The 25,804-nt window shown below is 73.1% G+C and carries 21 protein-coding genes; 2 read left to right on the top strand and 19 right to left on the bottom strand.

Annotated elements, in window-relative coordinates:
• Positions 1-344: 344 nt before the first annotated feature.
• The 15 genes from tyrS to ACI3EY_RS09195 all read right to left on the bottom strand — a co-directional run bounded on the left by tyrS (position 345) and on the right by ACI3EY_RS09195 (position 18,253).
• The gene (tyrS, locus tag ACI3EY_RS09125) at positions 345-1,607 is read right to left on the bottom strand and encodes a tyrosine--tRNA ligase (protein ID WP_405040204.1); all 1,263 of its coding nucleotides are present in this window, start codon (positions 1,605-1,607) and stop codon (positions 345-347) included.
• The gene (locus ACI3EY_RS09130; RefSeq protein WP_405040205.1) at positions 1,604-2,272 is read right to left on the bottom strand and encodes a DNA-3-methyladenine glycosylase; all 669 of its coding nucleotides are present in this window, start codon (positions 2,270-2,272) and stop codon (positions 1,604-1,606) included. The genes tyrS and ACI3EY_RS09130 overlap by 4 nt, the downstream gene beginning before the upstream one ends.
• 4 nt (positions 2,273-2,276) lie before the next feature.
• On the bottom strand, positions 2,277-3,698 hold the full coding sequence (gene argH / locus ACI3EY_RS09135) for an argininosuccinate lyase (RefSeq protein WP_405040206.1): 1,422 nt from the start codon (positions 3,696-3,698) through the stop codon (positions 2,277-2,279).
• Positions 3,695-4,213, bottom strand: coding sequence for an arginine repressor (locus ACI3EY_RS09140; RefSeq protein WP_405037681.1), 519 nt, complete (start codon positions 4,211-4,213; stop codon positions 3,695-3,697). The genes argH and ACI3EY_RS09140 overlap by 4 nt, the downstream gene beginning before the upstream one ends.
• Positions 4,214-4,279: 66 nt before the next feature.
• Positions 4,280-5,185 carry a phosphotransferase family protein gene (locus ACI3EY_RS09145; RefSeq protein ID WP_405040207.1) on the bottom strand — a complete coding sequence of 302 codons (906 nt, stop codon included), beginning with the start codon at positions 5,183-5,185 and terminating at the stop codon, positions 4,280-4,282.
• Between the two features lie 17 nt (positions 5,186-5,202).
• Positions 5,203-5,976 (bottom strand): SDR family oxidoreductase, encoded by a 774-nt coding sequence (locus tag ACI3EY_RS09150; RefSeq protein WP_405040208.1) that lies wholly within the window; start codon positions 5,974-5,976, stop codon positions 5,203-5,205.
• On the bottom strand, positions 5,973-8,531 hold the full coding sequence (pheT, locus tag ACI3EY_RS09155; RefSeq protein ID WP_405040209.1) for a phenylalanine--tRNA ligase subunit beta: 2,559 nt from the start codon (positions 8,529-8,531) through the stop codon (positions 5,973-5,975). Before pheT ends, ACI3EY_RS09150 begins: the two co-directional genes overlap by 4 nt.
• A complete protein-coding gene (pheS, locus tag ACI3EY_RS09160) occupies positions 8,531-9,637 on the bottom strand; it encodes a phenylalanine--tRNA ligase subunit alpha (RefSeq protein WP_405040210.1) in 1,107 nt (368 codons plus the stop codon). The genes pheT and pheS overlap by 1 nt, the downstream gene beginning before the upstream one ends.
• A gap of 130 nt (positions 9,638-9,767) precedes the next feature.
• Complete coding sequence (locus ACI3EY_RS09165; protein WP_405040211.1) at positions 9,768-10,577, bottom strand: TrmH family RNA methyltransferase; 810 nt, start codon at positions 10,575-10,577, stop codon at positions 9,768-9,770.
• Between the two features lie 25 nt (positions 10,578-10,602).
• Positions 10,603-10,980: a 50S ribosomal protein L20 gene (rplT, locus tag ACI3EY_RS09170; RefSeq protein ID WP_405037671.1), complete on the bottom strand. Its 378-nt coding sequence runs from the start codon at positions 10,978-10,980 to the stop codon at positions 10,603-10,605.
• A 59-nt stretch (positions 10,981-11,039) separates the two neighbouring features.
• The gene (gene rpmI / locus ACI3EY_RS09175) at positions 11,040-11,234 is read right to left on the bottom strand and encodes a 50S ribosomal protein L35 (RefSeq protein WP_405037670.1); all 195 of its coding nucleotides are present in this window, start codon (positions 11,232-11,234) and stop codon (positions 11,040-11,042) included.
• An 84-nt stretch (positions 11,235-11,318) separates the two neighbouring features.
• The gene (gene infC / locus ACI3EY_RS09180) at positions 11,319-11,942 is read right to left on the bottom strand and encodes a translation initiation factor IF-3 (protein ID WP_405037680.1); all 624 of its coding nucleotides are present in this window, start codon (positions 11,940-11,942) and stop codon (positions 11,319-11,321) included.
• 392 nt (positions 11,943-12,334) lie between these two features.
• Positions 12,335-16,714, bottom strand: a complete 4,380-nt coding sequence (locus tag ACI3EY_RS09185) for a S8 family serine peptidase (RefSeq protein WP_405040212.1) — start codon at positions 16,712-16,714, stop codon at positions 12,335-12,337.
• 190 nt (positions 16,715-16,904) lie between these two features.
• Positions 16,905-17,450, bottom strand: a complete 546-nt coding sequence (locus ACI3EY_RS09190; protein ID WP_405040213.1) for a winged helix-turn-helix domain-containing protein — start codon at positions 17,448-17,450, stop codon at positions 16,905-16,907.
• 230 nt (positions 17,451-17,680) lie between these two features.
• Positions 17,681-18,253 (bottom strand): winged helix-turn-helix domain-containing protein, encoded by a 573-nt coding sequence (locus ACI3EY_RS09195; RefSeq protein WP_405040214.1) that lies wholly within the window; start codon positions 18,251-18,253, stop codon positions 17,681-17,683.
• Positions 18,254-18,357: 104 nt separating this feature from the next.
• Between ACI3EY_RS09195 and ACI3EY_RS09200 the strand changes: the two genes are divergently transcribed.
• Both ACI3EY_RS09200 and ACI3EY_RS09205 read left to right on the top strand, forming a co-directional pair.
• Positions 18,358-18,825 carry a Fur family transcriptional regulator gene (locus ACI3EY_RS09200; RefSeq protein ID WP_405037666.1) on the top strand — a complete coding sequence of 156 codons (468 nt, stop codon included), beginning with the start codon at positions 18,358-18,360 and terminating at the stop codon, positions 18,823-18,825.
• Positions 18,822-20,315, top strand: coding sequence for a catalase (locus ACI3EY_RS09205; protein WP_405040215.1), 1,494 nt, complete (start codon positions 18,822-18,824; stop codon positions 20,313-20,315). The genes ACI3EY_RS09200 and ACI3EY_RS09205 overlap by 4 nt, the downstream gene beginning before the upstream one ends.
• A gap of 79 nt (positions 20,316-20,394) precedes the next feature.
• Here the strand turns inward: ACI3EY_RS09205 and ACI3EY_RS09210 are convergent, their stop codons facing one another.
• Genes ACI3EY_RS09210 through ACI3EY_RS09225 form a run of 4 tightly spaced genes read right to left on the bottom strand, consistent with a single transcriptional unit; the run spans position 20,395 to position 25,804 of the window.
• The gene (locus ACI3EY_RS09210; protein WP_405040216.1) at positions 20,395-21,153 is read right to left on the bottom strand and encodes an SseB family protein; all 759 of its coding nucleotides are present in this window, start codon (positions 21,151-21,153) and stop codon (positions 20,395-20,397) included.
• Positions 21,150-21,866: a HisA/HisF-related TIM barrel protein gene (locus ACI3EY_RS09215; protein WP_405040217.1), complete on the bottom strand. Its 717-nt coding sequence runs from the start codon at positions 21,864-21,866 to the stop codon at positions 21,150-21,152. Before ACI3EY_RS09215 ends, ACI3EY_RS09210 begins: the two co-directional genes overlap by 4 nt.
• Positions 21,866-22,504 carry a hypothetical protein gene (locus ACI3EY_RS09220; RefSeq protein ID WP_405037662.1) on the bottom strand — a complete coding sequence of 213 codons (639 nt, stop codon included), beginning with the start codon at positions 22,502-22,504 and terminating at the stop codon, positions 21,866-21,868. The genes ACI3EY_RS09215 and ACI3EY_RS09220 overlap by 1 nt, the downstream gene beginning before the upstream one ends.
• 9 nt (positions 22,505-22,513) lie before the next feature.
• Positions 22,514-25,804: a bifunctional [glutamine synthetase] adenylyltransferase/[glutamine synthetase]-adenylyl-L-tyrosine phosphorylase gene (locus ACI3EY_RS09225; protein ID WP_405040218.1), complete on the bottom strand. Its 3,291-nt coding sequence runs from the start codon at positions 25,802-25,804 to the stop codon at positions 22,514-22,516.

Consider the following 25,804-nt stretch of genomic DNA (forward strand, 5'->3'; position numbering starts at 1 on the left):
CCAGAGCCAGATCACTAGCAAAAAAACAACCACAACACCCACCGACAACCGGCAGACGCCATGGCAACAAACAAATGGCATCAAAAAACAAACACGCTGTTGAGTTCTCAAGAATCGGACGCACACCACGATCCCGGGCGCTTGTGGCGCCGTGACCTGTGGGGCTTTTCTTCAGGTTACGCATCCCGACTCTGCGGAGTCAAATCTCCATCCGGGCGAAACCGGTGGTCGAGATGAGTTGTGCCGGACCCGGGACCGGCCACCGTGTCGGTGTCCGTGCCTCCCTGTCGGTGCGGCGAGATGTAACTCTAGGGCACGTTCTCCCTGAGGGACAAATCTGCAGGTCAGCCCGGGTTTCGGGCTGCCGCGAGGCTCTTGCGCCCGCGCCGCAGCAGGGCCACCTGACCGTGCAGGTAGGCCGCCGGTGCCAGCTCCGCCTCGACGTCGACGACCTTGGCGTTGTTCACGCTGATCCCCCCGTCCGCGACGAGACGTCGGGCGGCGCCCTTGCTCTCGGCGAGACCGGTGGCCACCAGCGCCTCGATCACCGAGCTGCCGGGCGGTACGTCCGCCCCGGGCAGCTCCGCGGTCGCGTCCCGCAGGGTCCGTGCCTCCAACGCCGTCGGGTCCCCCTTGCCGAAGAGGACGCTGCTGGCGGTCTCCACCTGTGCGGTCGCCTCCGGCCCGTGCACCAGGGTGGTGACGTCGGCGGCCAGTGCCCGCTGACCCTCCCGGAGGTGCGGCCGCTCCCGCGCACTGGTCTCCAGCTCGGACACCTGCTCCGGTGTCCGGTCGGTGAAGACGCGCAGCAGCTTGGCGACCTCGCCGTCGGCGACGTTGATCCAGTACTGGTAGAAGGCGTAGGGGCTGGTCATCTCCGGCGAGAGCCAGACGGCGTTGCCCTCCGACTTGCCGTACTTCTGACCCGCCTCGTCGGTGATCAGGGGGGTGGTCAGCAGGTGCACGGACGCCCCCTCCGCGCGGTGGACCAGGTCCACGCCGGCCGTGAGGTTGCCCCACTGGTCGGCCCCGCCGGTCTGCAGCGTGCATCCGTGCTCGCGGTACAGGTGCAGGTAGTCCAGCGCCTGCAGCAGCTGGTAGCTGAACTCCGTGTAGGAGATGCCGTCCTGGCTCTCGAGCCGTGCCGCGATCGCGTCCTTGCGGATCATCTGGTTCACCCGGAAGTGGCGCCCCACGTCACGCAGGAAGTCCAGCGCGCTCATCGACGCGGTCCAGTCCAGGTTGTTGACCAGCACCGCCGGGTTGTCCCCGTCGAAGTCCAGGAAGGGACGCACCAGATCCTGGATCCGGCTCACGTTCGAGGCTGCCTCTTCCGGGGTCTTCAGCACCCGCTCGGCGGTCGGCTTGGGATCCCCGATGAGACCGGTCGAGCCGCCCACCAGGGCGATCACCCGGTGGCCCGCCCGCTGCAGGTGGCGGAGCAGGATGAGCTGGACCAGGTTGCCGAAGTGCAGGGACGGGGCGGTCGGGTCGAACCCGCAGTAGGCGGTCACCGGTCCCTCGTCGAAGGCCTGGCGCAGGGCGTCCTCATCGGTGGTCTGCGCCACCAGCCCCCGCCACTGCAGCTCGTCGAGGATGTTGCTCACCGGTCCTGGTCCTTTCGCGCGGGTGGGTGCTGCTCGGCCCGGTCCACCTTACGTGTCCCGGCGCGGTAGGCCGAGACCGTCGGCTCCCCTGCCAGCCAGAACCGCCACGGGTACCTCTCCCCCGACCCGCCCGGCCCACTGACGCCGACCCTGGGGCCGGTACGGACGGCACCGGCCACCTGCTCGGGCGGGCCCTCGACCCAGACCTGTGCGTGCGGGCCGCACAGGTCGGCGCCGTCGTGGGTGGCCCCCAGTCCCACGGCCCGGGCGAGGTTCCCCGGTCCACGCGCCAGCTGCACGGGCGACGGTGGACGGGCACCCGGGCGGAGGCGACGCTGCTCGGCCCGGTCCAGCCCCTGGCATACCTCACCGGCCCGGAGCAGCACCGCCGCACCCTCCCCCGGCGCGCCGGTGACCACGTTCACGCATCGGTGGATGCCGTAGGAGAGGTAGACGTAGAGGTGACCGGGCGGCCCGAACATCGGCCGCGTCCGCGGGGTGGGCCCGCGGTAGGCGTGCGAGCCGGGGTCCTCGGCGCCCCCGTAGGCCTCGACCTCGGTGATCCGCAGCGACACCCCGTCATGGTGCAGGACCGCGCCGAGCAACCTCGGCGCCATCTCGAGCACCGGGCCGGCGAACGCGCTGCGCCCCAGAGCCGTGCCCATACCCTCAGTCCCGGATCGCCGGCATCTCCTGCACCCAGTGGCGCACCCGCGCCACCTTCTTGATCAGGTATGCCCGCTGCTCCGTCACCCGGACCGGCGCCGTGCCGCCCACAGCGTTGCGGGAGGCGAGCGAACCGGGCACGGTGAGGACCGCGCGCACCCCGGGGTGCAGGTGCTCGCTGACCGCCGCGAGGTCGTCGTCGCTCATGTCCTCCAGGCCGATGCCGCGCTCCTCGCAGTAGCGCACGCTGGCCCCGGCCACCTCGTGCGCCACCCGGAACGGCACGCCCTCACGGACCAGCCACTCGGCCACGTCGGTCGCCAGCGAGAAGCCCTGGGGCGCGAGCTCCTCCATCCGCTCCGGGTGGAAGGTGAGCGTCGCGACCATGCCGGACACCGCGGGCAGCAGGACCTCGAGGGTGTCGACGGCGTCGAAGACCGGCTCCTTGTCCTCCTGGAGGTCCCGGTTGTAGGCCAGTGGCAGCCCCTTCAGGGTGGCGAGCAGCCCGGTGAGGTCACCGATCAGCCGACCGGACTTGCCCCGCGCGAGCTCGGCCACGTCCGGGTTCTTCTTCTGCGGCATGATGCTCGAGCCGGTGGAGAAGGCGTCGTCCAGGGTGACGAACCCGAACTCCGCCGTGGCCCACAGGATGACCTCCTCGGCCAGCCGGGAGAGGTCCACCCCGGTCATCGCCATCACGAAGGAGAACTCGGCGGCGAAGTCGCGGGCCGCGGTGCCGTCGATGGAGTTCTCGACCGCATGCGGCATCCCCAGGTCGTGGGCCACCGACTCCGGGTCCAGGCCCAGGGAGGATCCGGCCAGCGCCCCCGAGCCGTAGGGCGAGGCGGCGGCCCGCCGGTCCCAGTCGACGAGCCGGTCGACGTCCCGCAGCAGCGCCCAGGCGTGGGCCTGCAGGTGGTGCGCCAGCAGCACCGGTTGGGCGTGCTGCAGGTGCGTACGGCCGGGCATCGCCACCTCCGGGTGGGCGCCCGCCTGATCGATCAGCGACTGCACCACGTCCAGGATCCGTGCGGAGAGCAGCCGGGCCTGGTCGCGCAGGTACATCCGGAACTGCGCGGCGACCTGGTCGTTGCGGGAGCGTCCCGCGCGCAGCCGGCCCCCCACCTCGGGGCCGGCGCGCTCGATCAGCCCGCGCTCGAGGGCCGTGTGCACGTCCTCGTCACCCTCGCCGGGGACGAACGCCCCGCTCTCGACGTCGGCGCGCAGCCGGCCGAGCCCGGCCAGCATCGCCTCCAGGTCGTCGTCCGAGAGGAGACCGGCGCGGTGCAGCACCCGGGCGTGGGCCCGGGAGCCCGCCAGGTCGTACGGCGCCAGCCGCCAGTCGAAGTGCGTGCTCTTGCTCAACGCGGCCAGGGCGTCGCTGGGGCCGCCGCTGAACCGTCCTCCCCACAGGCTCATGCTCATGAGGACAGTGTCCCTGATCCGTTCCCGTGCTCGAACTCGGCCGCCAGCAGGAGCAGCCGCTGCGCCGTGTCCGGCCCACCCACCGGGTCGGTGGTGATCACCAGGATGGTGTCGTCCCCGGCGATCGTGCCCAGGATGTCCGGGGCGTCGCTCCGGTCGATCGCGGAGGCCAGGAACTGCGCCGCCCCCGGCGGGGTGCGCAGCACCACCTGGTTGCCGACCGAGCGGGCGCTGACCAGCAGTTCCTGGCACAGCCGGGCCAGCCGGGCGCTCACCTCGCCGGCGTCCTGGGCGGGACGGGGGGTGGGGTCCCCGCCCTGGCCGGGCACGGCATACACCAGCTGTCGTCCCTGCCGGACCTTGACCGCCTCGAGGTCGACCAGGTCCCGGGACAACGTCGCCTGGGTGACGCTGATCCCGTCCTCGGCGAGCAGGTCGAGCAGCTGGCCCTGCGAACCGACCGCGTGCCGTTCCAGCAGGTCGCTGATCCGCTGGTGCCGCGCGGCGCGGGTCATCGGGATCGTCGTCACCTGCAGGACTATACCGTCGAGCGTATGAGTATGCGGTCGGACCCGCCGTCCTCAGGCGGGCCAGAGCTCGCGCAGGAGCTGGGTCCCGGCCTGCGCCTGTTCCCGCTGGAAGGCCCGCAGGGTGGGCAGTCCCGGGGACGCCGGACGGGTGCACGACCAGGTGAAGAAGCCTGTCAGCCCGGCCAGGATGCCGAGCACGTCCTCCGGTTCCGCGCCCAGGGCGTGCACCGTCCCGAGGTGGTCGCGGACGTCCAGCGACCCGGCCCAGCGCACGTTGAGCAGCAGCATCGCGGCGTCGCACCAGGGCGCTCCGCGGGTCGCCCACGGCCAGTCCACGAGGCGCACGGTGCCGTCCGCCTCCACCAGCAGGTTGTCGGCGCGGACGTCGGTATGGGTGACCCGCTCACCCGCCATCCGGGGCAGGGTGGAGACCGCCAGCTCCCGCAGCTCGGGGCCGTGGGACAGCAACCAGGGGTCGAGGTCCGGCGGTGGCGTCTGCAGCAGCGTGTCCCAGCACCGCATCTCGGCGTCCAGCTCCTCGTGCAGGGCGGGCCAGGAGGTGGGGGCCGGTCGGGCCGCGACCTCGCCGAGCGTGGCCAGGGCGCCCGCCAGCCGGGCGTGGGTCCACGGCAGCGGGTGCTCCCCCTCGACGTCCTCGATCAGCAGCGCCACCCACTGGCCGTCGTCGTACGAGGCGAGCAGACGAGGCACGCCGCCCACCCCGGCGAGGGAGCCCAGCACCGTCGCCTCGCGTCGGTGCAGGGCCGGGGTGTCCGGGTTCTGGGCCGGGCTCACAGCCTTGACGAAGGCGCGCCGTCCCTGGGCCGTGGTGACGCGGTCGGCCGTGCCCGGGGAGAAGCCCCCGGGCTGGGAGCGCGCGCGCACGACCGGCCCTCCGAGCTCCTGGGCCACCCAGCTGGTGACACGCTCGGGTAGGTCGCCCCACGTCAGCCGCACGCCGTGCACGGGACGGCTCAGCCCGAGAGCGGGTCGTCGTCGCCCCAGGGCCGCAGCCGCAGCATCCGGGCGCCGTCCGGCAATCCCTCGGCGGCGTGCCGGCGCAGGGTGTCCAGGTCGTCGGCCCCGGCCCGCACCATCCGGCCGGAGAAGGCGTCCAGCTCGCCCTCGGCGAGGGCGAGGAACAGCTCGGTGACCTGCTGCGGCGACGTCCACTCGGTGCGGTCCTGGTGCATCCGCATGGAGTGCGTCATGTCCGTCTCCACCACCCCGGGGGCCAGGTCGAAGGCGTGCACCCCGTGCTCCGCCCCGGCCTGCGCCACTCCCCCGGTGATCCTGGCCAGCGCGGACTTCGAGGCGCAGTAGGCCGTCAGGTCGGACCGTTCCCGGGTGCCGGAGCCGGAGTTGATGTTCACGACCCGTCCGCCGCCCGCGGAGATCATCTGCGGCACCACGGCACGGGTGAGCAGGTAGGGACCACGGACGTTGGTCACCATCACCTGCCACCAGGTGTCAACCTCGGACTCCCACAGCGGCACCTCGGGCTCGATCAGCCCGGCGTTGTTCACCAGCAGGTCGACCCGTCCGTGCCGGTCCACGACCTGCTCCACCACCGAGGCCACCGCATCGGCGTCGGTGACGTCGCACGGCATACCCTCGGCGCCCGCGGCGACCTCACCGGAGCGGGACAGACCGACGACCGCCCACCCCCTGCCCAGCAGCGCTCGGACCAGGTGGTCCCCGATGCCGCGGGAGGCACCGGTGACCAGGGCCACCCGCTGCCCGCTCACCGCTGCACCGCCCCGTGGTCGGCGGCGGCACGCGCCACCGCGCCGTCCCGGGCGGCGTTGACCTCGTCCGTGGTCAGCGTCCGGTCCGGGGCCCGGAAGTGCATCCGGAAGGCCAGCGACTGGCGGTCCTGTGCCACCTGGTCCCCGGCGTAGACGTCGAACAGCTCGATCCGCTCCAGCAGCGGACCGGCGCCCTGGCGCAGCGCGGACTCCACCTCGCCGAAGGGGGCGGCACGGGGCACCTCGAGCGCCACGTCGGAGGTGGCCACCGGCTGCGTGGACAGCGGCGCGGCCTGCGTCCGGTGGTCGCTGGCCCGGACCAGCACCTCCAGGTCGAGCTCCGCGGCGCAGGTGCGCGGCGGGAGCCCCAGCCGTTGGGTGGCCTTCGGGTGCAGCTCGCCGGCCCAGCCGACGCCCGTCCCGTCGGCGAGCGTCAGCTGCACGCACCGCCCCGGGTGGAAGGGCGCCCGGGCGGTCTGCGAGCGCCGCAGGGGGACGCCGAGCGTGTCCGCGACCGAGTGCGCCCACCCGACCATGTCGGTGACGTCCACACCGCGACCGGCGCCCCACCAGCCGTCCCGGTCCACCTGGCCGGCCGCGACCAGCGCGACGTGCCACGGCTGGGCGGGGACGGCCTCCCGGATCCGGTCCAGCTCGTCGTCGGCCGGTCGGGCGCCGACCCCGGGCACCGGGGCACCTGGGCCGTCGCCGGGACGGGTGACGGTGTCGATCTCGAAGAGTGCCAGGTCCCGCGACCCGCGGGAGTTGTTGCGCCGCAGGGCGTCCGGGAGCGTCTGCAGCAGCTCGGTGCGCATCAGCGGTGCCTCCTCGGACAGCGGGTTCGCCAGCCGCACCGCCCGCCGCCGCTCGTCCTGCGCGCCGAGGCCGAGCTCGTCGAACCTGGCGGCGCCCACGAACGGGTAGGTGAGCACCTCCTGCAGGCCCTCCCCGGCCAGGGCGGCGGCCACCGCGCGGCGGCTGCGCTGGGCGTGGGTGAGCCCTCGGCCCCCCACGGCGCGGGGCACCACGGAGGGGATCTTGTCGTACCCGTCGATCCTGGCCACCTCCTCGACCAGGGTCGCGGCGTCGGTGAGGTCGGGGCGCCAGCTGGGCGGCAGCACGCTGAGCCGCTCGTCCCCCGAGCCGGCGCCGTCGGTGACGTCGCACCCGATCGTGGTGAGGATCTCCCGGACCCGCCCGGGTCCGTAGTCGACGCCCACGTAGCGGCTGGGCAGGCCGGGGTCCAGGGCGATCGGCGCGCGGCCGGGACGGTGGTCGACGTCGGTGACCGCGGGGTCGGCGGTGCCACCCCCGTGCTCGACCAGCAGGTCGACGGCCAGCTGCGCGGCCGCGGCGGTGACGTCCGGGTCGACGCCACGCTCGAAGCGCTTCGCGGCCTCGCTGGAGAGCCGGTGCCGACGTGCGGTCCGACCGACGGTGCGGGCGTCGAAGTGCGCGGACTCGAGCAGGATGTCCGTGGTCTGGCCAGGGGCCACCTCGCCGTCCTCGCCGCCCATCACGCCGGCCAGCGCGAGGATGCGGGTCCCGGAGTCCGTGATGAGCAGGTCCTCGGGGTGCAGCGCGCGGTCGACGTCGTCCAGCGTCGTCAGCCGTTCACCGGCCGCGGCACGGCGCACGACGACCGGCCCGGTGAGGGTGGCCAGGTCGAAGGCGTGCAGCGGCTGGCCGAGCGCCAGCATCACGTAGTTGGTGACGTCGACGGCCAGGCTGATCGGGCGCATCCCGGCCTCGGTGAGACGCTGCGCCATCCAGCCCGGGGTGCGCCGGGTCAGGTCGATGCCCCGCACCACCCGGGCCAGGTACCGGTCGCAGCCGGGCACCCCGCCGAGCGGGGCGTCGTCGGCCAGCTCCACGGCATACCCGCCGGTGGTGCCGGGGTCGACGTCGAGGTGCGCCGGGTCCCGGTATGCCGCCCCGGTCGCGTGCGAGTACTCCCGCGCGATGCCGCGGATCGAGAAGCAGTAGCCGCGGTCCGGGGTGACGTTGACCTCGACCGTCTCGCGGTCCAGCCCGAGGACCCCGATGAGGTCGTCGCCGGGCTGCAGCCCGAGCTCGTCGACGCGCTCCTGGCCGAGCAGCCGGGGCAGCACCAGGATGCCGTCGTGGTCCTCGCCGATGCCGAGCTCGCGGACCGAGCAGATCATCCCGGCAGAGACGTGGCCGTAGGTCTTGCGGGCGCTGATCGTGAGCGGGCCGCCCGGGGTGGGCAGCGTCCCGCCCGGCAGGATCACCGCGACCAGGTCGCCGACGGCGAAGTTGTGCGCGCCGCAGACGATGCCCTGCGGGGTGCCGTCGGTGAGGCGCTGGCCGTGGTCGCCGACGTCCACCTGGCACCAGTTCACGGTCTTGCCGTTCTTCTGCGGCTCCGGGGTCATCTCCAGCACCCGGCCCACCACCAGGGGCCCACCGACACCGCTGGTGTGCAGGGCCTCCTCCTCCAGCCCCACCGACACCAGGTCGGCCGCGATCCGGGCGCCGGTGACGCCCTCGGGGAGGGCGACGTACTCGCCGAGCCAGTCGACCGGAACCCGCATCAGATCTCCATCCCGAACTGCGCGTTGAAGCGCACGTCACCCTCGATCATCTCCCGCATGTCCGAGATCCCGTGGCGGAACATCGCGGTCCGCTCCACCCCCATGCCGAAGGCGAAACCCTGGTAGCGCTCGGGGTCCACCCCGCAGGCGCGCAGCACGTTGTGGTTCACCATCCCGCAGCCGCCCCACTCGATCCAGCCGGTGCCGCCACAGGTCCGGCACGGGGAGGCGGTCGGCTCACCCCGGCAGACGAAGCAGCGGAAGTCCATCTCCGCGCTGGGCTCGGTGAACGGGAAGTAGTTCGGGCGCAGGCGGCTCACGATGCCCGGGCCGAACATCCCCTCGGCCAACCGGTCCAGGGTCCCCCGCAGGTGCGCCATCGTCAGGCCCTCGTCGATGGCGATGCCCTCCATCTGGTGGAAGACCGGGGTATGCGTGGCGTCAAGCTCGTCGGTGCGGTACGTCTTGCCGGGGCACGCGACGTAGAGCGGCACACCCCGCTCCAGCAGCGCCCGCGCCTGCACCGGAGAGGTGTGCGTGCGCAGCACCAGGCCGGCCTCCGGGGGGTCCACGAAGAAGGTGTCCTGCATCTGCCGGGCCGGGTGGTCCTTGTCGAAGTTGAGCGCGTCGAAGTTGAACCACTCGGCCTCGACCCCGGGGCCGTCCGCGATCTCCCAGCCGAGGCCGACCATCACGTCGGCCATCCGCTCCGCGGTGACGGTGAGCACGTGCCGCCGGCCCAGCGACCGGCGCCCCGGGGCCAGCGTCAGGTCCCTTGCCTCGTCGACCAGGATCCGCTCGTCGCGCTCGGCCTCGAGCTCCGTCTGGCGGGCGGACAGCGCCTGGTTGACCCGTCCGCGGGCCTGACCGACGAGCTTGCCCGCGGCCGCCTTGTCCTGCGGGGCGAGTCCGCCGATCGCACGGTTGGCGAGGGCCAGCGGGGACCGCTCGCCGGCGTGCGCGAGCCGGGCGTCCTTCAGCCCCTCGAGGTCGGCGGCGGACCCGATCGCGGTCAGCGCGTCGGTCACCTGCTGCTCGATCGTCTCCGGGACCGGCGCTCCGGGCTCCGGGGCGTCATGGTCGTCGGTGCGCTGAGGTTCGGACACGAGCGCCAGTGTAGGTGGGCGGGCCCGACCGGATCGACCGGGTTATCGGGGGCATACCGGAGGGAGCACAGCGCTCGCCCGGTCGGTGCACAACGCTCGCCCGGTCGGTGCAGAACGCTCGCCCGGTCGGTCAGGGGCGGGCGGCGGAGGCGTGCAGGCACACGGTGGCGGCCATCGCGAGGTTGAGCGACTCGGCCCGGCTGATCGGGATCGACACGACGTCGTCGCAGCCCTGCAGCACCTCGGGCGGCAGCCCCCAGGCCTCGTTCCCCATCACCCAGGCGTGCGGACCGCCCAGGTCCGCGTCCGGCAACGGCGTGCCGCCGGAGGCGTCGGCCGCCAGCAGCCGGATGCCGCGCGCCCGGCACGCGGCGAGCAGCTCGGCGGCGGGTGTCCCCACGCTCACCGGCAGGTGGAAGAGGGCGCCCACGGTGGAGCGCACCACCTTCGGGTTGTGCACGTCCACGGAGGCCTCGCTCACCAGCACCGCCGCGGCACCGAAGGCGCTGGCCCCGCGCAGCACCGTGCCCGCGTTCCCGGGGTCGCGCACGTGCGTCAGCACGACGGCGAAGCCCGCGGGACCCACCGCGTCCAGGGCGACGTCCAGGGGCACGTCCACCCTGTCCGCCACCGCGACCATGCCCTGGGGCGCACCGGTGTCCCCCATCGCCGCGAGCACCTCGTCGGTGCACCGCCAGGTGGGGACCCCCGCCGCCTCGACCGCCTCGACGATGTCGGGGTGGCGCTGCAGCGCGGCATCGGTGAGGTAGCACGCCCGGGCGGAGCCGGCGGCGTGCGTCAGCAGCTCACGCACCGCCTGCGGGCCCTCCACCAGGAAGGTGCCGGAACGGTCCCGGACAGCACGACGCCCCAACGCGGCCACCTGCCGGACGCGCTCGCTACGGGGGGTGACCAGCAGCGGTGCGTCGGCGGCGCTCATGCGTCGGGGCGTCGCGGAAAAGCGGTCAGGCGGCGGACTCGGCACCGGTCGGCACGTTGGCCCGGGACAGCTCGACGAGCGCGGCGAAGGCCGCCTCGTCGTGCACCGCCAGCTCGGCCAGCATGCGCCGGTCGACCTCGACACCGGCGGCCTTCAGGCCCTGGATGAACCGGTTGTAGGTCATCCCGTTGGCGCGGGCGCCGGCGTTGATGCGCTGGATCCACAGGCGACGGAAGTCACCCTTGCGGGCCTTGCGGTCGTTGTAGCTGTAGACCAGCGAGTGGGTGACCTGCTCCTTGGCCTTGCGGTAGAGCCGGCTCCGCTGTCCGCGGTAGCCGCTCGCGCGCTCCAGGACGACCCGGCGCTTCTTGTGGGCGTTGACCGCCCGCTTCACGCGTGCCACGTGAGTACTCCTTGACTAGTTCGGGGGGTGGGGAAGAACAGAGGGGTGCAGGTGCACGGTCAGAGACCGAGCATCCTCTTCACCCGGCGGACGTCGGCCTCGGCGACCGGCTTGTCGTTCACGAGACGACGGGCGGCGGAGCTCGTGCGCTCCTGGAACTTGTGCACGTGGCGCGCACGCTGGTGCATGAGCTTGCCGCTCCCGGTCACGCGGAAACGCTTCTTCGCCCCGCTGTGGGTCTTCATCTTCGGCATGGGCCGATCTCCTTCATCTCGTCGCGCCCGGGCGTCCGGGCGTGGTCTGGTCTGCGTCGCGACGGGCGCCCTGCGCCCGTCGCCTCACGGCGCGTCGGTGGTGGTGACGGACTCGTCCGTGGCGGCGTCCTGCGTCTCACCGGAGGCGGAGGAGCGCTCCTCCTCCTCCTCGCGGCGCTTGGCCTGCCGCACGGACGCCTTCTTCTTGGCCGGCCCGATGACCATGACCATGTTGCGCCCGTCCTGCTTGGGGGCGCTCTCCACGAAGCCCAGCTCGGCGATGTCCTCGGCCAGGCGCTGCAGCAGGCGGAACCCGAGCTCGGGTCGCGACTGCTCGCGGCCGCGGAACATGATGGTCACCTTGACCTTGTCGCCGCCCTTGAGGAACCGCTCGACGTGGCCCTTCTTGGTGCCGTAGTCGTGGTCGTCGATCTTGGGACGGAGCTTGATCTCCTTGATGACCGTGTTGATCTGGTTCTTCCGGGCTTCACGGGCCTTCATGGCGGCTTCGTACTTGAACTTGCCGTAGTCCATGAGCTTGGCGACCGGCGGACGCGCCATCGGGGCGACCTCGACGAGATCGAGGTCGGCCTCGGCCGCCAGTCGCAACGCGTCCTCGACGCGCACGATGCCGACCTGTTCCCCGTTGGGACCCACCAACCGCACTTCCGGGACCCGGATGCGGTCGTTGATGCGAGGCTCGCTGATGTGCCTGCTCCTTCGTCGTCGTATGTCCAGACGACCCCGGACACCAGAAAGGCCTCCTGGCACCTGGTGCGCAAGAGGCCTGTCCCTCGGTCCGGCCGCACGGTCCCTCGCGGTTCACGCGTGGGCCGGTCGTCCGTCGGCGTCCCGTGGGACACCGGACCGTTGGACCCGGCGGCCGGGGGCCGTCGCGGGTGGGGGCATGGCCCCTCTTGCACGTCCATACCCTGACGCGCTCACCTCGCTCGAGGCGGTCGCGCAGGATCCGGACTGGTCGTACATCCATGGTAGCAGAACGGCGACGGTGGCCCGCCCCGACCACGAGGGTCAGGACGGGCCACCGCCGGTGTCTGCGTCGTCGTCCCGGGTCACCGGGACGTGACGTACGACCTGCCTCAGCAGCCGATCTCGCGGAGGGCGAAGTCCTCCGTCACGATCCGGCCGCGCGGCACCCGGACGTCGTCGACGGTCGGACGGTAGCCGTCCTTCGCCACGATCGTCTGGTACCGACCGGTGAGGATCCAGTACGCGTAGGACCCCTCGGTGTCGGTGATCAGGCTGTAGCCCGGGTGGTCCTGGTTGCCGTTGGTCTTCGTCATGTCGACGACGGCCCCCGGCAGACCGGTCTCGGAGCCGTCGCACGCGACGCCCTCCACCATGCCCTGGATCTTGCCCCAGTTGTTCGGGGGCGTGACGTGCATGGTGACCGGGATCGTGTCGAACGACTGCGGGGTGTTGGCCCGCACGTCGATCCCGGCGGTGTAGTCGCCCGGCTGGGCGACGTTGGCGTCGGTGGTGACGGTGACCCGCACCCGCTCACCCGGCTCGAGGGTGAACTCCATCGGGTCGACCGTCAGCCAGTCCACGTCCGCGGCGCTGGACCCGCAGTCGTCGTAGCCGGGCAGGTGCTCGGCGACGTCGATCGGGGTGAAGCCCCCGGTGGAGCCGCCGACCTTGGCGATGCCGCAGGCCATGCCACCGCGGTAGACCGCGGCGCTGCTGGCGGGCATCTCCACCCAGTCACCGGAGGCGCCGTCGAACGCGAAGCTCGCGTTGGTGACGGCACCACCCTGGACCCCGCCGTTGACGACCAGCTGGCCGTTCGCGGCGGAGGCCTGGGCGGCCCAGTGGTCGGCCGGGGCGTCCGGCAGCTCGCTCCAGCTGTCGGCGTCCGGGTCGTAGGCGTAGGAGTCGGTGATCCCGGCGCTGCCCGGGTTGCCACCCGAGCACACGACCTGGCCGTCGACTCCGCCGCAGACGACGAAGGCCGCCGCGACCGGGTAGTCGGCCAGCTGCTGCCAGCTGTCGCCGGCGGCGTCGTAGGCCATCACGGTGTCGCTCATCGGGGTGCAGTCCGCAGTGGTGCAGCCGCCCACCGAGTACAGCATCCCGTCGAGCACCGCGGTCCCGGCGGCCGAGCGGGCCTCCGGGGCGTCCGCGACCTGCGCCCAGGCGTCGGCCGCCGGGTCGTAGGTGTAGGTGGCGTCCGAGACGCCGCCGTCCACCCAGCCACCGGTGACCACGATCTGACCGTTCACCGCGCCGGCGGTGATGGCCGAGGCAGCCTCCGGCAGCGGAGCCGCCGCGACCCACTCCATACCGGCCGCGTCGTAGCGGTTGACGTCGGCGAAGGCCGCCGAGCCGGTGGTACCGCCCAGCGTGTACCAGTCACCGTCCAGGTTCACCACGCGGTTGTCCATGGTGACCCGGGGGTAGTTGCCCAACGGGGTCCACGGGTCGGCCGCGACGCGGACCGGGTCGGCAGCTCCGGTGCTGCCGAACATGCCGCTCTGGCCGGCGGACAGCGAGGTCTCCACGTCGAGCGTGATGACCTCACCCCCGTCGCCCTCGTAGCTGGCGCCCATCTGCTCGGTGGAGCCGTCGGCCCGCAGGATGGTGAAGTCACCGGCCTGCTCGGACAGCTCTACCTCGGCCGAGCCGGAGCCCGTGTTGTTCACCCAGAACCGGTGGTCCCGGGTGGAGCCGAGGGGCTGGTAGACCTCGATCTCGGTCTCGTCGACGACGACGAAGCCCGAGCCCAGGGTGAAGTCCGCCCGGACCGTGTCCGATGCGGCGACGGTGACGTCCTGCGTGACCGAGGAGAACCCGCGGGCCGAGGCCTCGAACGGGTGCGTGCCCGGGCTCTGCGAGAACAGCCAGTAGAAGCCGTCGTCCAGGTTCTCGTCGGACGGGGTCGCGGTCGTGGTGCCGGACTCCTCCGGGGCGTCGACGTTGGTGACCGTCGCGCCGACGACACCCTCGCCGTCCTCTTCGCCGTAGACGTTGCCGACCACGTAGCCGCCGTCACCGGTGGGGGCACAGGCGCGGTTGCCGACGAAGACGTCGTCCACCTGCCACCACCAGTCGTAGTCACCCTGCAGGTAGTGGAAGGCGACCTTCACGTCGCCCTCCCCGGCAGCCTCCTCGAGGGGGACGGTGACCTCGTTCGGCCCACGCACGGAGGCGTCCTGGGTCAGGACGGTGCTCCAGGTCTCGCCGCCGTCGACGCTGAGCTCGACGTTGGCCTGGTCGTCGCCGAGGTGCCAGTAGTCCTGGCTGAAGCCGACGACCGGGTTGCTCAGCTCCGACATGTCCACGCTGGGCGTGACGAGGCTGGTGTCCTGCGCGCCGGCGGACCCGTAGAAGTCGGAGTCCACGGTGGCGAAGCCGCCCTCACCACCGGTCAGGTTGCCGTTCGCGCCGGGGTCGTCGAAGGCCCAGACCTCACCGGTCTCGGCGTGGTCGACGACCTCCCAGCCCTCGGGCAGCGAGCCGGAGTCGAAGGACTCGGTCACGCCGTCCACGTCGTAGGCATACCCCGGGGCGACGCAGGTGTTGGCGTCGACCGGGACGGCCACGTCACCGGTGCCACCCGCGCTGACCTCGACGGTCGGGGCGGTGTAGCCCGGGTACTGGACCTGGACCTCCAGCTCGAAGGTCTCACCCTCGGGCAGGTCCAGGCTGTACTCCCCGGTCTCCGGGTCGGTGTAGGTGGCCACCGGGGTGCCCTCCGCGGACACCCGGGCGTACAGCGGGAAGCCGTACCCGGAGCCGTCGGTGACGGTGCCGGTCACGGTGCCGCTCTCGACGGTCTCCAGCGCGGCGTTGACCGTGGCGGTCTCACCGGGGCTGATCGTGACGTCCGCCGTCTGGGTGGCGTAGCCGAACCGGCTCATGGTGAGCTCGTAGTCGCCCGCCGAGAGCACCGCGTTGTAGGCGCCCTCGTCGTTGGTGACCGCGGTCCGCTCGATCGGGCCGATGATGTCGACCGTGACGTCGGCCAGCGGGTCACCGGTGGAGGCGTCGGTGACGACACCCTCCAGCTCGCCGCTGTCACCGATCGGGGCTGCGTTCATCAGCTCGAGCGCGTCCAGGCGCCCCTCGCCGAAGACGTTGTTGTTCTCCACGGTGCCGCCGCACTGCAGGTCCTCGGTGTCGATGGCGGTGCCGTTGAGCAGGTTGCGGGTGCCCTCCACGTCACCGGCCAGGGCCGGCGCGCCGGACCAGGCCAGCGCCACGGCGCCCGCGACGTGCGGAGAGGCCATCGAGGTCCCGCTGTAGTTGGCGTACCCGTTGCCCGGGACGGAGGACCGGACGTTGCTGCCCGGCGCCGAGATGTTCGGCTTGATCGTCCCGTCCTGGCCGGCGCCCCGGCTCGAGGTGCCGGAGATCGTGTGGCCGCTGTTGTAGTTGCCGACCGAGTAGCTGATGATCCGGCTACCGGGCGAGCCGGAGGTCTCGCAGCCCGACCCGCTGTTGCCGTTGGCGAACACGCCGAACTGGCCGCTGGCGGCCCAGGCCTCGATGATGTCCTCCATGAAGGGGGCGTTCGAGGGCGCGGTGGTACCCCAGCTGTTGTTGATGACGTGCGGACGCTTGCTCACGTCCGGGTTCTCCCCCTCCAGGTCGCGCGGCTCCAGCATCCACTCGCCGGAGTTGATCAGCGCGGCGTCCGAGGGGCAGCAGCCGTTGGCCGCGATCCAGGTGGCACCGGGGGCCACCCCGATCTGGTTGTCCCCACCGTCGTCGCCGATCATCGTGCCGGTGACGTGGCTGCCGTGCCCGTCGGTGTCCGCGGGCTCGTCGGGGGAGGTCCCGGCGGCGTCGAACCAGTTGTAGTCGTGGTCGAAGGTGCCATCCCCGTTGTTGCCGCGGTACTGGTTGACCAGGGCGGGGTGGTCGAACTGGGCACCGGTGTCGATGGAGGCCACGACGATGCCCTCGCCCCGGATCCCCAGCTCGTCCCAGACCTGCGGGGCGTTGATGTCGTCGATGCCCCACTCCGTCGCGAGAGGAGCCATCTCGGGCTCGGCGGGCTCCAGGTCGGGGACCTCGATCTCCACCGTGGGATAGATCCCTTCCACCCCGCTGCTGGCGGCGAACGAGGTGACCATCTCGGCGTCGGCCGCGTCCACGCGGACGGAGTTGGTCGCCCAGAAGGCCTCGTAGTCCACGCCGTCGGCGTCGAGCTGCTCGCGCAGCCCCGCCTGGCTGGACTCGGCCGATGCCTTCAGGGCGTCCACCACGGCTTGACCGCGCTTGTCCCAGTCGGCGATGGTGTCGAACTGGCTCATGTCCGGCCGGTCGGCGAAGCGGACCCAGACCGCGGCTCGTCCATCACTCTCCAGCTGGCTCGTCACCTCCGCGTCAACGGTCGCTCCGAGCTCGGGGTCGTCCGGGGCTGCGGTGGCCGGCGCCGTGGCGGCCAGCCCCGAGGCCACGAGCGAGCCGGCGGCCATGATGGCCCACCAGCGTCGTCGAGGGTTCGGTTCCATGAAGTTGTCCTCTCCATTCAGGATTGGCGGGCGGCAGGACGCCACCCACGCCCTCGACGCTAGGGAGAGGTGACCTGGGAGGACAACGACAGGACGTGGACAAATCCTCGACGAACGGGGCAGTTGGCCGACAACCACCGGCGTCCGGGCAGCGGGCAACGCCGTCGCGTCCTCGGACCCGACGGCGCGCTCAGATGCTGGCCAGCGCACCCCCCAGTCGCGGCTCGGCCCGGATCGGGCGGGGTGCCAGACGGAAGCCGACGCCCCGCACCGCCGACAGCTGCACCGGTGCGCGCACCAGCTCCAGCTTGCCGCGCAGGCGCTTGACCACGGCGTGCAGCGGGGAGCAGTCGCCCGTGTAGGTGACCCCCCAGACCGACCGGGTCAGCTCGGCGAAGCGCTGCACCCTCCCCGGCTGGCGGAGCAGGGCCTCGAGGACGCCGAACTCCAGGGGCGTCAACGACTCGGCCAGTGGTGCGTTGACGACCCGGCGCTGGTCCACGTCGAGGCGCAGCCGACCCAGGTCCACGACGGTGGTGACGGCGGCTGCACCAGCCGCAGGTCCACCTGCTCCCTGCCGGGGTGTGGTGGTGGGGGACGCGGTCGCGCGCGCAGGTGCCACCTCACCCTGCAGCGCCTCGCGGGCCTCGGCCACCGAGCCGACGATCAGCACCGGGCCGTGCCAGCCCGAGTCGACGAGACCGGTCAGGTGCTCGGCCGTGGCGCTGGAGAGCACGACGACGAGCGGTTCGTGGTGGTCCTGAGGACCCCCTGTCGGATCTGCAGTCGTCTCGCCGGTCGGCACCACGACGCCCCTCACCTCCCCGAGGGCCACTCTGATGACAGTGCTCCGGCCCTCTGCGGTGCCACGCTAGGAGGGTGCCCGGAGCACCACAAGCACCTTGACCAAGCCCTTACGGAGACTTGACCGCGGCTTGAACGTCAGGTGCACGGACCGCGACGACCTCAGCTGGTGGCCGCGACCAGGGGGTCGACCCCGGGGGCCAGGACCAGCCGCAGGCCGACACCACGCACCGTGCGCACCTCACCGGGTGCCCCCATCGTCCGCAGCTTGCCGCGCAGCCGCCGCAGCACCGGCGGCACCGGGGAGGTGTCCCCCAGGTGCTCGGTGCCCCAGACCTCCCGCCCCAGGGTCCGGTAGTCCACCACCGCGTCCGGTCGACGCAGCAGGGCCGCCAGCAGGCCGGCCTCCAGCTCGGTCAGCACGCTCTCCGTGCCGGCGTAGCGGGCACACCTGCTCACCCGGTCCAGCGCCAGCAGGGTACGACCCGGTGGCGCGTCCGGCCCCGGCACCGACGCCGTCCCGACCCTGGTCTCCCGCGACACCACGGCGCGCAGCTCGAGCGCCTCCCGCAGCGACCCGACGACGACCACCGGCCCGGTCCATCCCAGCGCCACGGCCCGGTCCAGCCGGGCCTGCAGGTCCGCACCCGCCACCAGCACCAGGGGGTCCTGCGCCCCCGGACGGCGCAGCGCGACCAGCGCCCGGCGCTCCCCGTCGTCGTCGGAACGGACCATCGACGCTCTCCTCCCACCTGCCGGACGTCCTGACCGCAGCGTAGGGCGCGCCCGGGCGGACGCGCATACTTGAATCATTCAAGAAGACGTGGTCGGATAGGGGTATGTCGCACGCACCTGACCTGAGCGCCGCCCTGGGCGGTGCCGGTCTGCGTGTCACCGGCCCCCGGGTCGCCGTGCTGCGGACGTTGCACGACCATCCGCACGCCGACGCCGCGGACCTGGTGCGGCTCACCCGGCAGCACGACCGGGGGATCTCCGTCCAGGGCGTCTACGACGTCCTGGGACGACTCACCGAGTCCGGCCTGGTGCGCCGGATCCAGCCCGCCCACTCGGTCGCGCGCTACGAGCTCGACCAGGGTGACAACCACCACCACGTCGTGTGCCGTGGCTGCGGGACCCTGGTCGACGTGCCCTGCAGCACCGGGGCCCGACCCTGCCTGGACCCCGGCCCGGACCTGCCCTCGGGCTTCCAGCTCGACGAGGCCGAGGTCATCTACTGGGGCCGCTGCCCCGGGTGCCGGGCCACCACCGCTTCACCGTCCATCCCCACCCCGAAGGAGAAGGCATGACCCACAGCCACCCCGGCTACGTGAACGCCGAGCATTCCGGATCCGGACCGGTCCCCACCGGTTCGACCACCAGCAACGGCGCCCCGAACGACTCCGACCGCAACAGCCTGTCGGTGGGGGCCGACGGCCCGCTGCTGCTGCACGACGTCGCCCTCATCGAGAGCCTGGCCTCCTTCGACCGGGAGAAGGTCCCGGAGCGTCTGCCGCACGCCAAGGGCTCCGGCGCCTTCGGCGTCTTCGAGGCCACCGAGGACGTGTCCGCGTGGACCAAGGCGGCCGCCTTCCAGCAGGGCGCCTCCAGCGAGGTGCTGACCCGCTTCTCGACGGTGGCCGGCGAGCAGGGCTCCCCCGACACCTGGCGTGACGTCCGCGGCTTCGCGGTGCGCCTCTACACCGACGAGGGCAACCTCGACGTCGTCGGCAACAACACACCCGTCTTCTTCGTGCGTGACCCGATGAAGTTCCCGAACTTCATCCGGAGCCAGCGGCGCACGCCGGACAGCGGTCTGCGCGACCCCAACATGCAGTGGGACTTCTGGACCGCCAACCCCGAGTCCTCGCACCAGGTGAGCTACCTGATGGGTGATCGTGGCCTGCCGCTCAACTGGCGCCACATGAACGGATACTCCTCGCACACCTACATGTGGGTGAACGCCGAGGGTGAGCGCTTCTTCGTGAAGTACCACTGGCACAGCGACCAGGGTGTCGAGAACATCGGCAACGACCAGGCCGCCGAGCTGGCCGGTGCCGACGCGGACTACCACCGTCGTGACCTCTTCGAGGCCATCGACCGTGGCGAGCACCCCAGCTGGACGCTGTCCGTGCAGGTCATGCCGTACGAGGAGGCGAAGACCTACCGGTACAACCCGTTCGACCTGACCAAGGTGTGGCCGCACTCCGACTACCCGCTGCACAAGGTGGGCAGGATGACCCTGAACCGCAACCCGGAGAACTGGTTCGCCCAGATCGAGCAGGTCGCCTTCAGCCCGTCCAACCAGGTCCCGGGCACCGGCGTCTCCCCCGACAAGATGCTGCTGGCGCGGGTGTTCTCCTACCCCGACGCGCAGCGCCACCGGATCGGCGCCAACTTCACCCACCTGCCGGTGAACCAGCCCAAGGTGCAGGTGAACGCCTACCAGTTCGACGGGCCGATGGCCTACCTGCACTCGGGCAGCCAGCCGACGTACGTGACCAACTCCTACGGTCGCCCCTGGTCGGACCGGACCGGTCCGGTGGAGAACGGCTGGGAGGCCGACGGCGCCCTGGTGCGACAGGCCTACGACCTGCGCGCGGACGACGACGACTTCGGTCAGGCCGGCAGCCTGGTCCGGGACGTCTTCGACGACGCGGCGCGGGAGCGCCTGGCGCAGACGGTCGCCGGGATGATGGGCCAGTGCGACCCGCAGATCCGCACCCGGGTCTACGAGTACTGGACCAACGTCGACGCGGGCGTCGGCGCGCGCATCGAGGAGATCGCCACCTCCGCCTGAGCGGACGAGCACCAGCAGCGGGCGTCCGGCCGTCGGCCGGACGCCCGCTCTCGTATGCCCGGCGTCCGCCGGCACTCGGTCAGCCGGCCAGTAGCCGGAACGCCAGGCTGTCCATCCGGGACCGGGCGTCGGTGTCCGCGGAGAGCGCCTGGCCGATCCGGGCCACCAACGCCTGAACCTGCGCCTGGGACAGCCCTGGGGCCAGCTGCAGGGCGAGCTCCAGGGCACCGTCGGACCCGCCCAGGCGGTGGCCGGTGACCTGCCCCTCGTCCCGCAGCAGCGTCGCCACCGTGGCCGCCAGCTCTGCGTCCTGGTGGGCGGGCAGCCACACCCGACCGGTGGCCAGGGCCCAGACCATCGAGGGACGCAGGGTGTATGCCGCCGCCCCCCGGTCGGCGCCCAGGTCGACCGGGATCACCTCGCACCCCTCCTCGACGGCGGCCAGGGCCGCGCGACGCGCCGTCACGGGCACCGGGCGCGCCTGCGGGTCCCAGCGGGTCAGTGCGCCGGTGCTGGTGAAGGCCGGCAGGGCCCGCTGCCCGTCGGGGGCCACCAGGGTCACCGAGGCCATGTCGCTGGAGACGTCCGCCGCCAGCCCGGAGGAGGTGTCGACCTCGCCCGGCACCGCGACGACGGGGACGATGAGCCGGGCCGCGGCGACGGCGGCGACGAGCTCGACCGCCGGGGTGCCCGGGTCGGAGAGCAGCGCGGCCAGGTGCGCGTCGGCTGCCCCGGTGTCACCGTCGAAACCGGTGCCGGTCAGCGTGCGCCCGGCCCAGGGGACCCCCGCGGTGTCGGCACCGTGCTGCGGGTCGTGCCCGGAGAAGCGTCCGCTCATCGGGTCACCTCCAGGGCCTGGGGCAGGGTGAAGGACCCGTGGTAGAGGGCCGCCCCCAGGACGGTGTGGGTGACACCCCGGTCGGTGAGCCCGCGCAACGACGCGAGGTCCTCCAGCGAGGCGACCCCGCCGGAGGCCGTCACCTGGCCGGAGACCCGGGTCGCGACGTCGGCGAAGAGGGCCAGGTCGGCACCGGTGCGGCGGCCGTCCCGGCCGGCGTCCGCGACCAGCACGTGCGCGACCTCCCCGGTGAGCACCGGGTTACGGGCCAGCACCTGCGCGAGGGGGCCCAGGTCAAGGCCGGTCCCACGGGCGACCACCCTCCCGTCGCGCAGGTCCAGGGCCACCACCAGCCGCTCCCCCAGCAGCCGGTGCGCGTGCTCGACCAGGGTGGGGTCCGCCAGCGCAGAGCTGGCCAGCACCACGCGCGCGGCGCCGGTCCCGGCGGCGCGTTCCAGCGAGGCATGGTCGCCCACCCCGCCGGAGAGCTGCACCGGCACGGGCAGGTCGCGGACCAACCCTGCCAGCAGCTCCCCGTTCTGGCCTCGGCCGAAGGCCAGGTCGAGGTCGACCAGGTGGATCCATCGGGCGCCCTGGTCCACCCAGCCGCGGGCCACGTCCCCGGGGTCGTCGGGACCGCCGTCGACCACCTGGGCCGCCCGTCCCCCGGCCACGTCCACGGCCGGGAGCAGGGTCAGGCTCGGGGAGGGCATCACGGCAGGGCGCCCAGCTCGCGGCGCAGGCGCACCGAGTCGTGGACCGCGGAGTCGAACCAGCCCACCTGACGGGGGTCGGGCAGGTGCTGGCGCGCGCCCTCCAGGGTGTCGGCACGACCGGGCTCCAGGACCAGGCGGGTGCCCGGCAGCTCGAGGGTCGCCATCACCGCCTGCAGCATCCGGGCCGGCTGCACCCGGGTCTCGTGCAGCAGCTCCACCAGCTCGTCCCGCACCCCCGCGGGAGCACCCGCGAGACCGACCAGCTCGGACGGCCCGGCCAGGGCCAGGCCCGGGGGCCGCAGCAGCCCGGACCCGGGTTCCCACACCACCCAGCGCACCGCGCGGGCACGCGGGGTGTGCGCGGTCATCACCGCCCTGCCGTCGATCTCGAAGAAGCCCAGCCCTGGTCCCGCCTTGGGGCTCAGGACCCGGGAGGCGAGCACCAGCGCGCCGTCGTCGTAGGGGGCGCTCGCCCGGGAGGCGCCGGTGCCGACCACCACGGTCCAGGACCCGAGGGGGGCCGACGTCACCGGCACCACGCTGCCGGCCACCCAGCCGTCCACCTCGACGCGGGGTCCCGCCGCCAGGACCACGCCCCCCGGGCGTGCGGGGGCAGGAACGTCGGCGGATGTCACCGGGACATCCTACGGACGCGAGCCCGTCCCGCCGTCCTCGCCACGTCGGGGACCGCGTGGTCGGTCACGGCCGAACGGGTCCTGCCTGGGCCGCGGGAAGCTGGCCGGAGAGCGTGGGGCGTCGGTGAGCCGGGGCCTGCCGAAGGCGTCGGTGTGAGGGTCCCGGTCCCCGGCCTGGCGCGGGGGGCGGACCGGCCCGGCACCCGGCAAGGACCCGCCCGGACGCGGCTCGGCCCGCTTCCCGGCGGCCCCGGGATGCTCCGGCGGTCGGTCGCCGTAGAGGACCCGTTCGACCACCGAGCGCGCATGCCGCGCGCTGCGCCGCCAGTCCTGGGCCAGGGTCGCGCCCCGGCCCGGCTCGCGCCGCATCACCAGCGACATCCCCTCGGCGTCCCGGATGTCGCTGGGCACGCTGTCGACCGCCCGGCCGCGCCAGACGATCCCGGCGTCCCGCAGCTGGGAGGCGAGGGCCCAGGTCTGCTCCAGCGTCGCGGCGTCCGTCGCGTCCAGCAGGTCCGCGGCGACCGCCGCCCGCAGCGCCTCCAGGGTGCTCATGACCCGCAGCCCGGGGTGCTCGTAGGCGTGCTGCAGCTGCAGCAGCTGGGCCACCCACTCGACGTCGCTCAGCCCGCCCAGCCCCAGCTTGAGGTGGGTCCGGGGGTCGGCACCGCGCGGCAGGCGTTCCGCCTCCATCCGCGCCTTGAGCTTGCGGATCTCCCGGACCGCCGCGGGCTCGATGCCCCCCTCGGGCCAGCGCAGCGGTCGGATGAGCTCGGTGAAGGCCTCCCCCAGCTCCCGGTCACCGGCGACCGGTCGGGCGCGCAGCAGCGCCTGGGACTCCCACCCGGCCGACCACCGCTCGTAGTAGGTGCGGTACCCCTCCAGGCTGCGCACCAGCGGACCGCCCTTGCCCTCCGGCCGGAGGGCCGCGTCCAGCTCGAGCACCGGGTCGGGACCCGGACCGGACAGGCCGCGGCGCAGCTCGGCCACGATGTCGACGGCCTGGGCCGAGGCCGTCTCCGGGTCCGCCCCGGGAAGCGGGGTGTACACGTACATCACGTCGGCGTCGCTGGCGTAGCCCACCTCCTGGCCGCCGAGGCGACCCATGCCGACGAGGAGCACCGCCGCGGACGGCTCCTCCTGGCGGCGGGCCGGCACCCGCCGGGAGGCCACCCCCAGGGCACCCTCGAGGTAGGCGTCGGTGAGGTCGCTGAGGGACTGGCGCACGTCGGGTCCCTCCCAGCCGGCCGCGAGGTCGCCGAGCACGATCCGGACCAGCTCGCGGGCGCGCACCGCGCGGACGGCGGCGAAGGCCTCCTCGGTGCTGCCCTTGCGCCGGGCCGCCGCGGTCATCCTGGCCACCAGCGCGTCCTTGTCCGCCGGCACCAGCTCGCCCTCGTCACCCAGCAAGGAGACGCTTTCTGGGCTGCGGATGAGCAGGTCGACGGCATACCGGCTGGAGGAGAGCACCTTGGCCAGCCGCTGCGCCGCGCTGCCCTCGTCCCGCAGCATGCCCAGGTACCAGTGCGTGGTGCCCAGGGTGTCGCTGATCCGGCGGAAGGCCAGCAGCCCGGTGTCCGGATCGGCGCCGTCCGCGAACCAGGACAGCATCACCGGCAGCAGGTGACGCTGGATGGTGGCGCGCCGGCTCAGCCCTTCGGTGAGCGCCTCCAGGTGGCGCATGGCGCCGGCCGGGTCGCGGTAGCCGAGCGCGGCCAGCCGGGCGCGCGCCGCCTCCGGCGACAGCCGGGCCTCGTCGGTGGACAGCCGGGCCACCGCCGACAGCAGGGGGCGGTAGAAGAGCCGTTCGTGCAGGCGCCGGACGTCACGCCGGACGCTGCGCCAGCGCTGCGTCACCGCCTGGTGGGCCTCGCCCCGCTCGCCGAGGGAACGGCCGAGGCGGCGCAGCTCGGCCTGGGTGGTGGGCATCAGGTGGGTGCGCCGCATCCGGTGCAGCTGGACCCGGTGCTCCAGGCTCCGCAGCAACCGGTATGCCTCGTCCAGCAGCCGCGCGTCCGAGCGACCGACGTAGCCGCCGTCCCGCAGCGCCGCCAGGGCCTCCAGCGTGGTGCGCGACCGCAGCGCCTCGTCGTTGCGCCCGTGCACGAGCTGGAGCAGCTGCACGCTGAACTCGATGTCCCGCAGCCCGCCCGGGCCGAGCTTGATCTGGCGGTCCACCTCGTCCCGGGGCACGTGCTGCTCCACCCGACGACGCATCGCCTGCACGTCAACGACGAAGTTCTCCCGTGCGGCGACCTCCCAGACCATGGGCTCGACGATGTCGAGCCAGCGACGCCCGAGGTCCCCGTCGCCGGCGACCACGCGGGCCTTGAGCAGGGCCTGGAACTCCCAGGTGCTGGCCCAGCGCTGGTAGTACTCGCGGTGCGAGCCGAGGGAGCGCACCAGCGGTCCGCTCTTGCCTTCCGGGCGCAGCGCCGCGTCGACCTGCCACAGCGAGCCCTCCGCGGTGGCATCGCCGCAGATCCGCATCAGCGCGCTGGCCAGCCGCCCGCCCACCCGCAGGGCCTGCTCCTCGGTGGCGTCCCCGCGCGGCGCGGCCAGGAAGATGACGTCCACGTCGGAGATGTAGTTGAGCTCCCGTCCCCCGGTCTTGCCCATCCCGACCACGGTGAAGGCGCAGTCCTGCTCGTCCTCCACCTCGGCCCGGGCCAGCTCGAGCGCCGCCTCCAGGGCGGCCGAGGCCAGGTCGGCCAGCGCCCCGCCGACGGCCGGCATCAGCGCGACCGGGTCGGTGGCGGTGAGGTCGGCCGCGGCGATCCGGGTGAGCTGGCGCCGGTATGCCACCCGCAGCGCGTCGGCGCCCTCCCGGCCGGTCAGGCCGTGGACGGCCTCGAGGATCTGCCAGGCCTCCGGCGAGCGCTGCCCGGCGACGTCCTCGATGTGCCGGGGGTGGCGTAGCAGGGACTCACCGAGGGCGACCGAGCCCCCGAGCAGCGCCAGCAGCCGCCGCCTCGGGAGTCCTGGCTCCCGCACCACCGGAGCGGTATGCACGTCCGTCCGCCCCTGGTCGGCCCCGGTGCTGCGCGGGTCCAGCAGGCGCACCAGCAGCAGCAGCGCGGCGTCCGGGTCCGCGGTGGCGCCGAGGTCGGCGACCAGCGCCGCCACGTCCAGCTCCTCGGCGTCCGCGCCCTCACGGAGCCGCCCCAGCACCTCCTCCAGCAGCTGGGCGGCCCTGCCCACGTCCTGGAAGCCTGCCCGGGCCAGGCCCCCGGCGCCCAGGGGCTGCTGCGGGGCCCGTCCCCCGGGGCGGGGGCCGGTGCTGGGCGTGGCGGGCGGCAC

Origin of the sequence: Serinicoccus shuyuelongi, from assembly GCF_045032955.1 — a bacterium.
Taxonomy (GTDB): Bacteria; Actinomycetota; Actinomycetes; order Actinomycetales; family Dermatophilaceae; genus Ornithinicoccus.